This is a genomic window from Cryptosporangium minutisporangium (assembly GCF_039536245.1).
In the GTDB taxonomy this organism is placed as follows: Bacteria; Actinomycetota; Actinomycetes; order Mycobacteriales; family Cryptosporangiaceae; genus Cryptosporangium; species Cryptosporangium minutisporangium.
Window position 1 is genome coordinate 191,997 of sequence record NZ_BAAAYN010000011.1, and the last position, 14,674, is coordinate 206,670.

The 14,674-nt window shown below is 70.7% G+C and carries 11 protein-coding genes and 1 pseudogene; 7 read left to right on the top strand and 5 right to left on the bottom strand.

Annotated elements, in window-relative coordinates:
- Positions 1-164: 164 nt before the first annotated feature.
- Positions 165-1,103, bottom strand: a complete 939-nt coding sequence (locus ABEB28_RS09145; RefSeq protein ID WP_345727549.1) for a DMT family transporter — start codon at positions 1,101-1,103, stop codon at positions 165-167.
- 378 nt (positions 1,104-1,481) lie between these two features.
- Between ABEB28_RS09145 and ABEB28_RS43070 the strand changes: the two are divergent.
- Positions 1,482-2,294: pseudogene (locus ABEB28_RS43070) on the top strand (Hsp70 family protein); the annotation flags it as partial.
- A gap of 185 nt (positions 2,295-2,479) precedes the next feature.
- Here ABEB28_RS43070 and ABEB28_RS43075 read toward each other — a convergent pair.
- On the bottom strand, positions 2,480-3,139 hold the full coding sequence (locus tag ABEB28_RS43075) for a pentapeptide repeat-containing protein (RefSeq protein WP_425558926.1): 660 nt from the start codon (positions 3,137-3,139) through the stop codon (positions 2,480-2,482).
- A gap of 7 nt (positions 3,140-3,146) precedes the next feature.
- Here ABEB28_RS43075 and ABEB28_RS43080 point away from each other — a divergent pair, with 7 nt between their 5' ends.
- A complete protein-coding gene (locus tag ABEB28_RS43080; protein ID WP_425558927.1) occupies positions 3,147-4,082 on the top strand; it encodes a WD40 repeat domain-containing protein in 936 nt (311 codons plus the stop codon).
- 31 nt (positions 4,083-4,113) lie between these two features.
- Here the strand turns inward: ABEB28_RS43080 and ABEB28_RS09155 are convergent, their stop codons facing one another.
- Both ABEB28_RS09155 and ABEB28_RS09160 read right to left on the bottom strand, forming a co-directional pair.
- A complete protein-coding gene (locus ABEB28_RS09155) occupies positions 4,114-5,427 on the bottom strand; it encodes an MATE family efflux transporter (RefSeq protein ID WP_345727551.1) in 1,314 nt (437 codons plus the stop codon).
- Positions 5,424-6,248: a class I SAM-dependent methyltransferase gene (locus ABEB28_RS09160; RefSeq protein ID WP_345727658.1), complete on the bottom strand. Its 825-nt coding sequence runs from the start codon at positions 6,246-6,248 to the stop codon at positions 5,424-5,426. Before ABEB28_RS09160 ends, ABEB28_RS09155 begins: the two co-directional genes overlap by 4 nt.
- A gap of 157 nt (positions 6,249-6,405) precedes the next feature.
- Between ABEB28_RS09160 and ABEB28_RS09165 the strand changes: the two genes are divergently transcribed.
- Positions 6,406-7,053: an alpha-ketoglutarate-dependent dioxygenase AlkB gene (locus tag ABEB28_RS09165; protein WP_345727552.1), complete on the top strand. Its 648-nt coding sequence runs from the start codon at positions 6,406-6,408 to the stop codon at positions 7,051-7,053.
- Positions 7,054-7,332: 279 nt separating this feature from the next.
- Here the strand turns inward: ABEB28_RS09165 and ABEB28_RS09170 are convergent, their stop codons facing one another.
- A complete protein-coding gene (locus ABEB28_RS09170) occupies positions 7,333-8,865 on the bottom strand; it encodes an AMP-binding protein (RefSeq protein ID WP_345727553.1) in 1,533 nt (510 codons plus the stop codon).
- A 420-nt stretch (positions 8,866-9,285) separates the two neighbouring features.
- Between ABEB28_RS09170 and ABEB28_RS09175 the strand changes: the two genes are divergently transcribed.
- The 4 genes from ABEB28_RS09175 (at position 9,286) to ABEB28_RS09190 (ending at position 14,653) form a co-directional block, all read left to right on the top strand.
- A complete protein-coding gene (locus tag ABEB28_RS09175; RefSeq protein WP_345727554.1) occupies positions 9,286-10,596 on the top strand; it encodes an ABC transporter substrate-binding protein in 1,311 nt (436 codons plus the stop codon).
- A 5-nt stretch (positions 10,597-10,601) separates the two neighbouring features.
- Positions 10,602-11,576, top strand: a complete 975-nt coding sequence (locus ABEB28_RS09180; RefSeq protein ID WP_345727555.1) for a carbohydrate ABC transporter permease — start codon at positions 10,602-10,604, stop codon at positions 11,574-11,576.
- The gene (locus ABEB28_RS09185; RefSeq protein WP_376981548.1) at positions 11,573-12,505 is read left to right on the top strand and encodes a carbohydrate ABC transporter permease; all 933 of its coding nucleotides are present in this window, start codon (positions 11,573-11,575) and stop codon (positions 12,503-12,505) included. Before ABEB28_RS09180 ends, ABEB28_RS09185 begins: the two co-directional genes overlap by 4 nt.
- 78 nt (positions 12,506-12,583) lie before the next feature.
- Entirely contained in the window at positions 12,584-14,653 is a 2,070-nt protein-coding gene (locus ABEB28_RS09190) for a beta-galactosidase (RefSeq protein WP_345727556.1), read from the top strand.
- Positions 14,654-14,674: the final 21 nt, after the last annotated feature.

Genomic DNA, 14,674 nt, shown 5'->3' on the forward strand with positions numbered 1-14,674 from the left:
CAGCCTGTTTCCGTGTCTACTGCATCGATGCACTGAACAGAAATGGAATTAACCGCACAACTCGTCCGGCGACCGATACCGGAGTGAAGCAACCGCGAGTTTTTGGTGGCTATTCCGTGCCGCCCAGTTACTTGCATCACCCAAACTTCGCCACGTTCGTGAAACTACCCCACCCGGGTTTCGCCCTGGCTCTCGCCCCGGTGCGGCTCGGGTGCATCGAGCGGCTCCGCCACGGGGGCCACCGGAGCGGGTGCGTCGCGCGACGTCGCCAGCACCGAGCCGAGCAGAATCGCACCGAACGCGACCACGATCAGCGCGGTGAGCGGCTCGTCCAGCACCAGGACGCCGACCAGCACCGCCACCGCCGGATTGACGTAGGTGAAGACCGTCGCCCTGGCCGGGCCGACCTCCCGGATCAACGCGAAGAAGACCACGAACGCGACCGCGGTGCAGAGCAGCCCCAGACCCGCCAGCGCCCAGAGAACCTGCGGCTCCGGACGCTCGTCGGGCCACGTCACGATCGCCGCCGGGGCATAGACGATCGCCGCGAGACTGAGCGAGACCGCGGTGAGCGGCAGCCCGGGGACGTCGTTCAGGTAGCGGGCCACGATGAGCGGCGCGATCGCATACCCCAGCGCGGTGAACAGCACCTCGATGGTCGGCCAGGCGTCCCCGCCGCTGAGGTTCGGACCCACCAGGATCGCGACGCCGACCAGGCCCACCGCGAGGCCGATCCACCGCGCCCGTCCGAGCCGCTCGGTGCCACCGGTCGCCCGAACCGCGATCGCGCCGATGACCGGAACCGTCGCGATGATCAGCCCGCACAGCGAACTGGGCAGCGTCCGCTCGGCGTCGGTGAGGAAGAACCAGGGACCGATCATCTCCAGCGCGGTGAACGCGACCACTGGACGCCAGTGCTTGAGCACCCGGCGGATCCCCCCGCCGCGCAACGCGAGCGGCAGCAGCAGCAAGCCGCCGATCGCCGTGCGCGCGAACACCACCATCGGGACCGAAACGCCCTCTACCGCAACCTTGATCATCAGGTAGGGGACGCCCCACAGGACGCTCATGATGACGAACAGCAACCACCCTCGCCGGGACACAGCGACCTCCCTCGTGAAAGACGCCACGGTAAGTGACGAAACGGCGTTGGCCAATCGGGTTCCGCGCGCGGTGGAACAGTCGAGTACCGGACACCGGGTAGGGCTCCGGGCACCGGAACGGCGGCCTATGGTGTCGGCGTGGCGGCAGCAGGGACTCGGCTCGGGATCGACTTCGGCACTTCGAACACGGTGGCGGTGCTCGCCAGGGCGGACGGCCGGGTCAACCCGCTGCTCGTCGACGGTCAGCCGCAGCTGCCGTCCGCGGTGTGCGCGACGCCGGCCCAGGAGCTGCTGGTCGGGCGGGCCGCACTACACACCGCACGACTGCACCCCGAAGGCTTCGAGCCCAACCCCAAGCGCCGGATCGACGACGGGGTCGTGCTGCTCGGCGCCGGCGAGTTCGGCGTCACCGACCTTTTCTCGGCCGTGCTGCGCCGCGTCGCGGACGAGACCCGGCGGGTCACCGGCGAGGCGGCACCCGGCGAGATCCGCATCACCCACCCGGCGGTCTGGGGCAGCGCACGGCGCGACCTGCTCCGTCGGTCCGCGGCCGGTGCCGGTTGGCCGGCGCACGCGGTCGGGCTGGTGCCCGAACCGGTCGCGGCCGCGGCTGCGTTCGCCGAGGTCCACGGCGCGCGGTTACCGGTCGGCGGCAACGCGCTCGTCTACGACTTGGGCGGCGGCACGTTCGACGCGACGGTGCTGCGCCGGACCTCGACCGGGTACGACGTCCGGGCGACCGACGGTTTGGTGGACGCGGGCGGCCTCGACATCGACCACACGATCCTCGAGTACCTGGGGTCGGTGGTCGAGAAGCGCAACCCGGACGCGTGGCGGGCGCTGACGTCGCCGCAGACCCCCGCCGAGCGTCGGGCGCGCTGGCTGCTGCAGGACGACGTGCGGGCCGCGAAGGAGCTGCTCTCCTCGGCGGCGTCGACGCTGATCCCGGTGCCGCTGATCGACGACGAGGTGCCGCTGACCCGCGCGGAGCTGGACCAGTTGGTGCGGCCGTTGCTGGAGCGCACCCTCGTGTCGGTGCAGGGTGTGCTGCGGGAGGCCGGGATCACGCCCGGTGACCTCTCGGCGGTGTTCCTGGTCGGTGGGTCGACCCGTATTCCGCTGGTGGCGACGTTGCTGCACCGGACGCTGGGGGTGCCGGCGACCGTCCTGGAGCAGCCGGAGCTGATCGTGGCCGAGGGGGCGCTGCGGGTTCGGGCGTTCGACGCGCCACCGTCCTCGGTCGCACCGCCGCACTCCGCCCCGCCGGCGTACCGCGGGCCGCAGTCCGCGCCGCCGTACCCCGGGCCGCAGTCCGCGCCGCCGTACCCCGGGCCGCAGTCCGCGCCGCCGTACCCCGGGCCGCAGTCCGCGCCGCCCTACCCGGGACCGCAGTACCCCGGCCCGCACTCGGCACCGCCGCACTCGGCACCGCCGCAGTCGGCACCGCCGCACGGGGCACCGCCGCACGGGGCACCGCCGCACGGGGCACCGCCGCACGGGGCACCCCACTCCGCACCACCGCACGCGGCGCGGCACGCGCCTTCCCCGCCGTACCCGGGGCAGCACGCCGCTCCCCCGGCGTACCCGCAGCCGGTGCCGCGGTCCGGTCCGCCGTTCCCGCCGCAGCCGGCGCACGGTCGCCCGCCCCAGCACCCGGGGCCGTGGCAACCGCCACAGCACCGTGCGCCGGAGCACCGTGCGCCGGAGCCGCAGGCGGCACCCGGGATCGCGCGCGGCGAGCGTGACGTCCGCGCCGCGGAGGCCGCGCCGGCCCCGTTCACCGCTCCCGCCCCGATCGTCGTTCCGCTGCCGAGCGGCCCGGCGGGCCCGGTCGCGCCGTCGGCGCCCAGCCCGTCCGCGCCGTCGGCGCCCAGCCCGTCCGCGCCGTCGGCACCGGGCGCCCCACCCGCGCCGATCCCGGTCAGCGCCGCCCCGGTCAGTGCCGCCCCGGTCAGTGCGGCCCCGGTCAGCGCGGCCCCCGTCAGTGCGGTCCCGGTGAGCGCCACGCCCGTCAGCGCCGCCCCCGTGAGCGGCACTGCGCCGGTGAGTGGGCAGCCTCCGGCGTTCGCGCCACCGCAGATCCGGTCGACGTTCGAGCCCGGCGACCCGATCGAGCTCCGCGGCCACGACGAGGCCGTGTCCGCGCTGGCGATCAGCCCGGACGGCACCCGCCTGGCCACCGCCAGCGCGGACAGCACCGTCCGGATCTGGGAGCTGCCCACCGGACGCCGGATCGTCAACCTGACCGGCCACTCCGGACGGATCAACGGCATCGCGGCCAGCTCGGACGGCTCGCGGCTGGCCAGCGTCGCCGACGACCGGACGGTCCGGATCTGGGACCCGGCCGCCGGCACCGAGCTGGCCACCCTGACCGGCCACACCGACATGGTGCGGGCCGTCGCGTTCCACCCCGACGGCCGCCGTCTCGCCACCGGCAGTTTCGACTCCACCGTCCGGATCTGGGACGTCCGCTCCGGCGAGACCGTCGGCACGCTGCGGGGGCACACGGACGTCGTCCGGGCCGTCGCGTTCCACCCGGACGGCCGCCGGATCGCCACCGGCAGCTTCGACGAGACCGTCCGGATCTGGGACGTCACCACCGGCCGTCAGCTGGCGTCGCTCACCGGGCACGGCCTGGTGCACGCGGTCGCGTTCAGTCCGGACGGTCGGCTCCTGGCGACGGGCGGCGTCGACGGCACCGCCCGGCTCTGGGGCGCCGACACCGGCCGGCCGGTCTCCGAGCGCCTGGCCGGGCACGCCGGTGCGGTCACCGCGGTCGCGTTCAGCCCGGACGGGCGGGCGCTGGCGACCGGGAGCGCCGACAGCACCGCGCGGCTGTGGAGCACGAGCACCGGCCGCGTCCTGGCACCGCCGGTCAAGGGCCACGAGGCGGCACTCACCTCCCTGGCGTTCACCCCCGACGCCCACCACCTGATCACCGGCAGCCACGACACCACCGCCCGCGTCTGGCCCCTCTAGAAATGTGGCCGCCCCGCCCGCGGCCCCCGCATCAGAGCGACGCGCCCACCCGCGCCCACGCACCCGAGCGGATCCGCCACACCATGCCGACGAACCGCACCACGATGAACACGGCGAGCCCCGCCCAGACCCCGGCCAGGCCCCAGCCGAGCGCGGCCGTCGCCAGCGTCACCGGGACGAACCCGAGCAAGGCTGAGCCCACGGTCACGTTTCGGATGAACGCGTTGTCCCCCGCCCCGAGCAGGACGCCGTCCAGCGCGAACACCACGCCGCCGACCGGCACCATCGCGACCAGGAACGGCCACAGCACCCCGAGCTGCGTCCGCACCGCCGGATCGTCGGTGAACACGTAGGGCACCACGAACCATCCGAGCGCGAACACCACCGCGAAGGCCAACCCCGCCACCACACCGAAGCGGCTCACCCGCCAGGCCGTGCTCTTCGCCGACCGCACGTCCCCGCTGCCGAGCGCCGCTCCCACCAGCGACTGAGCGGCGATCGCGAACGAGTCCAGCAGCAGCGCGGCGAGGTTCCACAGCTGCAGGCCGACCTGGTGCGCGGCGAGTTGTGCCGCACCCGCACGCCCGGCGACCGCGGCCGCGGTGAGGAACGCGATTTGGAACGCCGCCGACCGCACCACCAGGTCGCGGCTGACCGCCAGCTGCCGCCGCATCACCGACCACTGGGGTCGCAGCGGCACCCGCTCCCGCGCCAGCGCCCACAGGCAGAAGCCGCCGCCGAGCCACTGCGCCAGGACGTTCGCCCAGGCCGACCCCTCCAGCCCCAGCCCGACCGGGTACACGAGCACCGGCGAGACCACCGCCGACACGATGTTGGCGACCACCACGACGACGACCGGCGTCCGGGTGTCCTGGACGCCGCGCAGCCAGCCGTTCCCGGCGAACACCAGCAGGATCCCGGGGAGGCCGAGGATCGCGATCCGCAGCCACGACTCGGCGGCCGCGGCGACCTCCCCCTCCCCCGCGATCGCTCTCGTCGCCCACCCGGCCGACAGCTGACCGGCGACCACCCCGAGACCGCCGAGCCGCAGCGCCAACCAGGAGGCCTGGACCCCCTCGCCGACCGCGGCGTCCCGCTGCCCGGCGCCGAACCACCGGGCTGCACGGCCGGTGGTGCCGTAGGCGAGCGTCGTGCCGACGATCGCCAGCAGGCCCATCAGCGTGCCGCCGGCGCCGAGACCGGCCAGCGCGACCCGGCCGAGGTGACCGACGACCGCGGTGTCGACCAGCAGGAACAGCGGCTCGGCCGCGAGCACGACGAACGCGGACGCCGCCAGCCGCACGACCCGCCCGGCCGAGGCGTCCTCGGACGACGCCGTGCTCACCGTGGCTTCGTGGCCTGCACCGTGTAGGTCAGCGGCGCCCGCCAGCGCCGGTCGGTCAGCCGGTACTCGCCGTCGACCTTCTCCATCCGGCCGGGGAACGGCTCCCACGGAACCGAGTCGTGCTCGACCAGCTGGGTCAGCGTCAGCCCTTCGTCCAGGAGTGCGGTGACCACCTGACCGAGCCCGTGGTTCCAGTTGTGCACCTTGTTGTTCGTGAAGTGGGCGTCGGTCTGTACGTAGGAGCCCTCGTCGTGCCAGACCAGCGGCTCGTCCCGCTCGAAGTACGGGTACTCCAGCACCAGCTGCTCGTCGGTGCGGGCGTCGTCCAGCGCCCAGAGCACCGGATGCCCCTCCCGCATGAACAGCCGACCGCCCGGCCGGAGCAACCGCGCGACCACCCCGGCCCAGCGCCGCACGTCCGGCAGCCAGCAGAGCGCGCCGACCCCGGTGAACACCAGGTCGAACCGCTCCGCGCCGAGCACCTCCACCGCCTCGTACACGTCCGACTGCACGTACTCGATCGGCGCGCCGGTCGCCGCGGCGAGTTCCCGGGCCTGCGCCAGCGACTCCCCGGAGAAGTCGAGGCCGGTCATCCGGGCGCCCAGCCGGGACAGCGACAGCGTGTCGGTGCCGATGTGGCACTGCAGGTGCAAACCGTCCAGACCGGTGATGTCGCCGAGGCGTGGCAGGTCGAACTGCACGACGTCGCTGAGGAACGTCGGGTCGACCCGGAAGCGGTCGACCGCGTAGTCCTGGGAGGCCGCGTGGGCCGCCGCCCGGTCGTCCCAGCTCGCTCGGTTCAGTTCGCGGTAGTCGTCGATGTCCGTCACACCGAGCACCGTGCCATACGCGCACGAGCGATGTTTCCGAGACCGCGTCGTTCGCACGCGCGTTCGAAGAATGCAGTAGGGTGATCACATGACTGCAAATGAACCCTTTTCGATCTCCGCTCTTCCTGGAGGTCGCGCGACCTCAGCAGTGGCCGATCGAAAAGAGTTCATTGCGTACCAGCCGTCGATCTTGGAGCTCGCCGACACGGACGCTCGGCTCGGCCCGCTGGCCGGCCGCATCCGCCGTCATCCGCTCTCCGCGGGCGCCTGGGTCGACCATCTGCCGGGCTGGGTCCGCGGTTCCGACGCGGTGTTCCAGACGCTGCTCTCCGACGTCGACTGGCGCGCCGAGCGCCGCGAGATGTACGACCGCGAGGTCGCCGTCCCCCGGCTGCTGCGCTGGTACGGCGGCTCCGAGACGCTGCCGCACCCGCTGCTCACCGAAGCGCGCGAGGAGCTCTCCGCCTACTACGCCGACGAACTGGGCGAGCCGTTCGTCACCGCCGGGATGTGCCTGTACCGCGACGGCCGGGACAGCGTCGCCTGGCACGGCGACACGCTGGGGCGCTCCGCGGTCAGCGACACGATGGTCGCGATCGTCTCGTTCGGCTCGGCGCGACCCCTGCTGCTGCGCCCGCGCGGCGGTGGTGCCAGCCTGCGGTTCCCGGTCGGCCACGGCGACCTGATCGTGATGGGCGGGTCCTGCCAGCGCACCTGGGAGCACGCGGTCCCGAAAACCGCCCGCGCCGTAGGCCCTCGCGTCAGCGTCCAGTTCCGCCCCGTCGACGTGGCCTGATCCCTATCGACGCCTGCCGGGTGAACGCCGGTCCCTTCCGCGACCGGCGTCCCCCGCCACCGGCCGTGACGTCCCGCCCCGCCGTAGGTGGCTGCTGACCCACCCTCCGGTGGCTGGGGGTATGCAGGGCGCGCGCCTCGGCCGCCCGCCACCGCACGGCCACAATTCGCCGTCCCGAGCCCTCGCCGCACCACCGCAGACGCGGCCTTCCCGAAAACCACCCGCGCGCCACCGCCACCCGGGGCGCGCGGGCGGTGGTCGCGAGAAGTCGGCGCGACCCTAGTGCACCTGGCGGGTGTGGCCCTTCCAGAACGGCTCGCGGAGCTTGAACTTCTGGAGCTTGCCCGTAGCAGTACGCGGCAGCGCGTCGACGAACTCGACCCGCTTGGGGCACTTGTACCCGGCCAGCCGCGCCCGGCAGTGCGCGATCACGTCCTCGGCCGTCACCGGCGTGCCGTCGGTGATGATGAGCGCCGTCACCAGCTCGCCCCACTTCTCGTCGGGGATGCCGATCACCGCCACCTCGCGCACCGCCGGGAGCGAGTTGAGCACGTCCTCGACCTCGATCGACGACACGTTCTCGCCGCCCGAGATGATCACGTCCTTCTTCCGATCGGTGATCGTCAGGTAGCCGTCGGAGAACTCCCCACCGTCCCCGGTGTGGAACCAGTTGCCGGCTTGAGCTTCGACCGTCGCCTCCGGGTTCTCCCAGTAGGCGTCCAGGTTGTGGTTGGTCTGCGCCAGCACCTCCCCACCGGCGTCCACGGCCAGGCGGACGCCGATCGCGGGCGCGCCCGCGCGGCCGAGCAACCGGGCCTGCTCGGACGGGTCGAGGTCGTCCCACTCCGCCCGCATCCGGTTGATCGTCAGCAGCGGGGCGGTCTCGGTCAGGCCGTAGATCTGGATGAACTCCCAGCCGAGGTCGGACCGGATCCGCTCGATCGTCCGGGTCGGCGGCGGCGCGCCGGCGAGGACCACCCGCATCCGGTCCCGCCCGGGGATCTCGCCGTCCCACGACTCCGCAGCTTCCAGCACCGCGTTCAACACCGCGGGCGCCGCGCACGCCAGCGTCACGCCGTGGTCCCGCACCCGGCGCAGGATCTCTGCGCCGTCCACTTTGCGCAGCACCACCTGGGGCACGCCCAGTCCGGTCATCGCGTACGGCATTCCCCAGCCGTTGGCGTGGAACATCGGCAGCGTGTGCAGGTAGACGTCCCGGTCGGTGACGCCGGTGTGCAGCGCGAACACGGTGGCGTTCAGCCAGTTGGCCCGGTGGGTGAGTTGTACCCCCTTCGGCCGGGCGGTGGTGCCGGACGTGTAGTTCAGCGTGCAGGTCGCGTTCTCGTCGCCCTCCCAGGGGCGAGGAGAGACGTCGGACCCGTGGCCGAACATCTCCGCGTCGTTCTCACCCAGCACGACCGTGTGCTTCGCGGTCACGCTGTCCAACAACCCGCGCAGCTCCGGGTCGACGAGGAGCACGTCCGCGTCGCAGTGCCCGACGATGTAGGAGATCTCGTCGGCGCCCAGGCGGAAGTTGATCGGCACCAGGATGCGGCCCCATCCGGAGACGCCGAACAGCGAGGTGAGCATCCGGCCGGCGTTGTGGGAGACGATCGCCACCCGACCGCCCACCGGCACACCGAGCCCGTCCAGCCAGGCCGCCTGGTGGCGGGCCATCGCGGCGAGCCGGCCGTAGGTCACGCTGCCCAGCGACGGCGCCGGCTGGTTCGGCTCGTCGACGAAGCCGATTCGGTCCGGGTACACCGTCTCGGCCCGGTCGAGGAAGTCCTTCACGTTGAGCGGATAGAACACCGACCACCTCCGCGACATCGAGCCCACCGTTGCGCTCCGCTCCGGCGGCCGCCCGATCGGGCCCAGCCCGGTGCGTAGCGCCAGGCTCGCGCGCCGCTCGGCACAGCGCAAGCGGAACCGCGGTGTCCGCCCTGGACGTCATCGGACCGCGCCGACTCGTCGCACCGTGTTGCCTTACCGACGGTCACTGTGAGCGCAACAACATCCACCCAAAAATCGACAAGGGACAAATCCGACGTTGCTCGTTCCAGTGAGGCAGTTCACCCTTCAAACCTTCAGCTGGTCACTAACTGTTTACGAAGAGTTGTCGCGTGTTGCGCAAACGTTACCGGCGCCCGTTGACGGCCCCGATGGGTTCTGGTGAAGTGTGCGCACTAATGTTGGATCCCGTCGTGATCCACACGGCAAGGAGGCGCACTGATGCCCACCCCTTCGCTTGACTCCCTGGTCAACCAGAGCGGCATGAACCGTCGCTCCGTTCTCCGCGCGTTCGGGCTCGGCGCTGTCGGGATCGCGGCGTCCCCGCTCCTGGCGGCGTGCACCGGCGCGGACAGCGGCTCGGGCAGTGGTACCGGCACCGTCACGTTCGGCTCGAACGGCTCCGACGAGGTGCCGAAGCGGGCGTTCGCGGCCATGATGAAGACCGCGAAGGACTCCGTTGATCTCGAAGTCAAGATCAACACGGTTCCCCACAACGACTTCCAGAACAACATCAACAACTACCTCAAGGGCAGCCCGGACGACGTCTTCACGTGGTTCGCCGGCTACCGCATGAAGTCGTACGCGAAGCAGGGCCTGCTCGCCGACATCGACGACGTCTGGGAGAAGGTCGGCGGCAACTTCTCCGACGCGTTCAAGACGGCCTCCACCGCCGACGACGGCAAGAAGTACTTCATTCCGAACTACAACTACCCCTGGGGCTGGTTCTACCGGCCGAGCGTCTGGAAGGAGAAGGGCTACACCGAGCCCAAGACCTGGGACGAGCTCATCGCGCTGACCAAGAAGATGAAGGCCGACGGGCTCACCCCGATCGCGTTCGGCGACAAGGACGGCTGGCCGGCGTTCGGCACGTTCGACTACCTGAACATGCGCCTCAACGGCTACCAGTTCCACATCGACCTGATGGGTCACAAGGAGAGCTGGGAGGACGCGAAGGTCAAGCAGGTCTTCACGACCTGGAAGGAGCTCTTCCCCTACCAGGCCGCCGGCGCGCTCGGCCGCACCTGGCAGGAGGCGGCGCAGACCGTCGTCCAGAAGAAGTCCGGCATGTACCTGCTCGGCACGTTCGTCGGCCAGCAGTGGCCCAAGGGCGACACCGACATCGACTTCTTCCCGTTCCCGGAGCTCGACAGCAACGTCGGCGCGGACGCGGTCGAGGCCCCGATCGACGGCTTCATCCTGAGCAAGAAGGGCGGCGAGAACGACAGCGCCCGCAAGCTCATGGAGTTCCTCGCGTCCGGTGAGGCCCAGGACGTCTACCAGTCCGAGGACCCCAACAACGTCGCCGCGTCCAAGGAAGCCAGCACGGACAAGTACACCGCGCTGCAGAAGAAGTCGGCCGAGGTGATCGGTTCGGCGAAGAACATCTCGCAGTTCCTCGACCGGGACGCCGAGCCCGCGTTCGCGAACAACGCCGCGCTCCCGGCCTTCCAGGAGTTCCTCAAGGACGGTGACGTCAACGCCGTGACCAAGGGTCTCGAGGCGCAGGCCAAGCAGATCTACGGCAGCTGATCGGCATGACGACGACCCCCCAGGCCACAGTGGCCACACCCAGCACACCGGCCCAGCGCTCCACGACCGGCGGGAAACGGAAGAAGCTTCGCCGTCTCACCGGGCGGGACAAGCTCGTCCTCGGGCTGATGGTCGGTATCCCGACGCTGATCGAGCTGCTGCTGGTCTGGGGGCCGGCGCTGTTCTCGGTCCTGCTCGGGTTCACCGACGCGCGGACCGACATCGACCAGCCAGGCGGAGTCAACTGGGCCGGGCTGGACAACTACGAGTTCATCACCGGGGAGTACCCGCCGTTCTGGCCCGCGGTCTGGCACAACGTCATCTGGCTGGTCTTCCTGGCCGTGCTCGCCACTCCGCTCGGCCTGTTCATCGCGGTGCTGCTCGACCAGAACCTCCGCGGGTCCCGGGTCTACCAGAGCATCTTCTTCGTCCCGGTGATGCTCTCGCTCGCGCTCGTCGGCATCATCTGGCACCTGATCTACAGCCCGGACGGCGGTCTGCTGAACAGCGTGCTCGGCACCGCGGGCACCGAAGACCAGATCGACTGGTTCGGCGATTCGAGCATCAACCTCTGGGCGGCGCTCGTCGCGGCGTCCTGGAAACACGTCGGCTACATCATGATCCTGTACCTGGCCGGCTTGAAGGGCGTCGATCCGTCGCTGCGCGAAGCCGCTCAGATCGACGGCGCCAACGCGGTCCAGACGTTCTTCCGCGTGGTCTTCCCGGCGATGCGCCCGATCAACATCGTGGTCGTCGTCATCACGGTCATCGAGGCGCTCCGCGCGTTCGACATCGTCTACGTGATCAACCGCGGCACGAACGGCCTCGAACTGCTCTCCGCGCTCGTCGTCCAGAACCTGGTCGGTGAGGGCACCCAGATCGGCGTCGGCGCCGCGATCGCGACCGTGCTGCTGGTGATCTCCCTGGTACCGATCGTCACCTACCTCTGGCAGACCTTCCGGAAGGAGGAGGAGCGATGACCGTGCTCACCGAGCCGACCGGGGAGACCACAACGCCGATCGCCCCGTCGAAGTCCACTCACAGCGGCCCGAAGGTGAGCCGCGGCGGACGGATCTTCAGCTACTCGTTCCTGACGATCACCGCGGTGCTCTGGATGATCCCGCTGGTCTGGACGATCTACACGTCGCTGCGCCCGGAGAAGGACACCCAGAAGTACGGCTACCTGAGCACCGGCGGGTCGTTCAACTTCGACAACTACGCCCAGGCGTGGAACCAGGGCGGGTTCTCGAACTACTTCCTGAACTCGGCGATCATCACGATCCCGGCGGTCGTCCTCACGCTCGTGTTCGCCTCGATGGTGGCGTTCGCGGTCTCCCGGTTCCGGTGGCGGTTCAACATCACGCTGCTGATCCTGTTCACCGCCGGAAACCTGCTGCCGCAGCAGATCCTCGCCGCACCGCTGTTCCAGCTCTACAAGCACTTCGAGCTGCCGTACTCGGTGAGCGACTCCGGGTCGCTGCTCAACACGTACTACGGCGTGATCGCGGCGAACATCGCGTTCCAGGTCGGCTTCTGCACGTTCGTCCTGAGCAACTACATGAAGGCGCTGCCCGGCGAGCTCACCGAGGCCGCGATGGTCGACGGCGCCGGCGTCTGGAAGCAGTTCTGGAAGATCATCCTCCCGCTGTGCCGCCCGGCCTTGGCCGCGCTCGCCACGCTCGAGGTGATCTGGGTCTACAACGACTTCTTCTGGGCCCTGCTGTTCATCCAAACCGGCGACCGGCTACCGGTCACGACCGGTATCAACAACCTGTTCGGCCAGTACGCGCAGAACGACAACCTGATCGCGGCCGGCGCGCTGCTCACCGCCATTCCGGTACTCGCCATCTACGTGGCGCTCCAGCGCCAGTTCGTCGCCGGTCTCACTCTCGGCTCCAACAAGGGTTGATAAACGATGAACTCTTTTCAACCTCAGGTATCGCCACAGGCTGAACAATCTCCGTTCGAGTCGGTCGAAAAGAATTCAATGCGTAACGCGGGCCTGCGGGCGGTCACCGCCCGCCTCGGCGGCAAGCTGGCCTACGGCGGCGACTACAACCCCGAGCAGTGGCCGGAGTCGGTGTGGCTCGAGGACGTCGCGCTGATGAGGGAGGCCAAGGTCAACCTGGTCTCGGTCGGCATCTTCTCGTGGGCCAAGCTCGAGCCCGCCGAGAAGGAGTACGACTTCGGCTGGCTCGACCGCGTCCTGGACCTGCTGCACGACAACGGCATCGCGGTCGACCTGGCCAACGCGTCGGCCACGCCGCCGCCGTGGTTCTCCCGCCGGTACCCGGACTCGCTCCCGGTCGACGCGGACGGCCAGCGGCGCTGGTACGGGGCGCGGCAGGCGTTCTGCCCGTCGTCGTCGGACTACCGCACGGCGACCGCCCGGCTGACCCGGACGATCGGTGAGCGGTACGCCGAGCACCCGGCGGTGGCCATGTGGCACGTCCACAACGAGTACGGCTGCCACAACTGGCACTGCTACTGCGACGCGTCGGCCGAGGCGTTCCGCGCCTGGCTGCGCGAGCGCTACTCCACCCTGGACGCTCTCAACGAGGCTTGGGGAACCGCGTTCTGGAGCCAGCGCTACTACGACTGGGCCGAGGTCATCCCGCCGCGCACCCCGGCCTACAACACGTTCGCGAACCCGACCCAGCAGCTGGACTTCTGGCGGTTCTCCTCGGACGAGCTGCTGGACTGCTTCCGGGCCGAGGCGGAGATCCTCCGCGAGGTGTCCGCTAGGAACCCGGTGCCGGTCACCACCAATTTCATGACGTTCTTCAAGCCGCTGGACTACTGGGCCTGGGCAGCCGAGCAGGACCTGATCTCCAACGACCACTACCGGATCGCCGCGGGCTTCGGCGAGGTGTCGCCGCAGACGGACGCCACGCACGACCTGGCGATGTCCGGCGACCTGATCCGGTCGCTCGCCGGTGGCCAGCCCTGGCTGCTGATGGAGCACTCGACGTCGGCGGTGAACTGGCAGCCGCGCAACCCGGCGAAGCTCCCCGGCCAGCTCCGGCGGGACAGCCTCACCCACACCGCCCGGGGCGCCGACGGTGCGCTGTTCTTCCAGTGGCGGCAGTCGAAGGCCGGTGCCGAGAAGTTCCACTCCGCGCTGGTACCGCACGCCGGCACCGACACCCAGCTCTGGCGCGACGTCACGCAGCTCGGCGCTGACCTGGAGAACCTCGCCGAGGTCGCCGGGTCGACGGTGCGCGCCGAGGTCGCGATCACCGTGGACTGGGAGAGCTGGTGGGCGATCGAGCTCGACTCGCACCCGAGCGTCGAGGTCACCGGGCTGGGTGAGCTGCGGCGGTTCCACCGGGCGCTGTGGGAGCGCGGGGTCGCCTGCGACTTCGTCCACCCCGACCACGACCTCTCGGCGTACCGGCTGGTCATCGTGCCGACGCTGTACCTGACCGGCGGCGAGGCCGGACCGAACCTGACCGAGTTCGTCGAGGCGGGCGGCACCGCGCTCGTCACCTACTTCTCCGGGATCGTCGACCACAACGACCACGTCCGGCTCGGTGGTTACCCGGGCGCGTTCCGCGAGTTGCTCGGCGTCCGGGTGGAGGAGTTCAACCCGCTGCTCGCCGGGGACAGCGTCCGGATCGACGGCCTGGAGGCCGCCGGCATCGGCACGCTCTGGGCCGAGGCCGCGACCGCCACCACGGCGGAGGTGCTCGCCAGCTACGGAGACGGCCCGCTCGCGGGCCGGCCGGTGCTCACCCGCAACGCGGTCGGCAACGGCGAGGCCTGGTACCTCGGCACCCGGCTGGACGGGGCGAGCCATGCCGCCCTGGTCGGCCGGTTGCTGCGGACCGCACGCGTCGAGCCGGTGCTGCCGCTGGCCGAGTGGCCGGCGGGGCTGGACGTCGTGGAGCGGGTCGGCGGGGGGACCCCGGCCGCGCGGTACCTCTTCGCGATCAACCACTCCGACTCCGCGGTTGCCCTGCCGGTGCGGGGGAAGAACCTGCTCACGGGCCTCGACTGGGCCGAGACCGACGAGGTCGGTGCCGGTGCGGTGGCCGTGATCTCGTTGGTCCCCTGAGAGGTCTGGAAAGGACAGTGG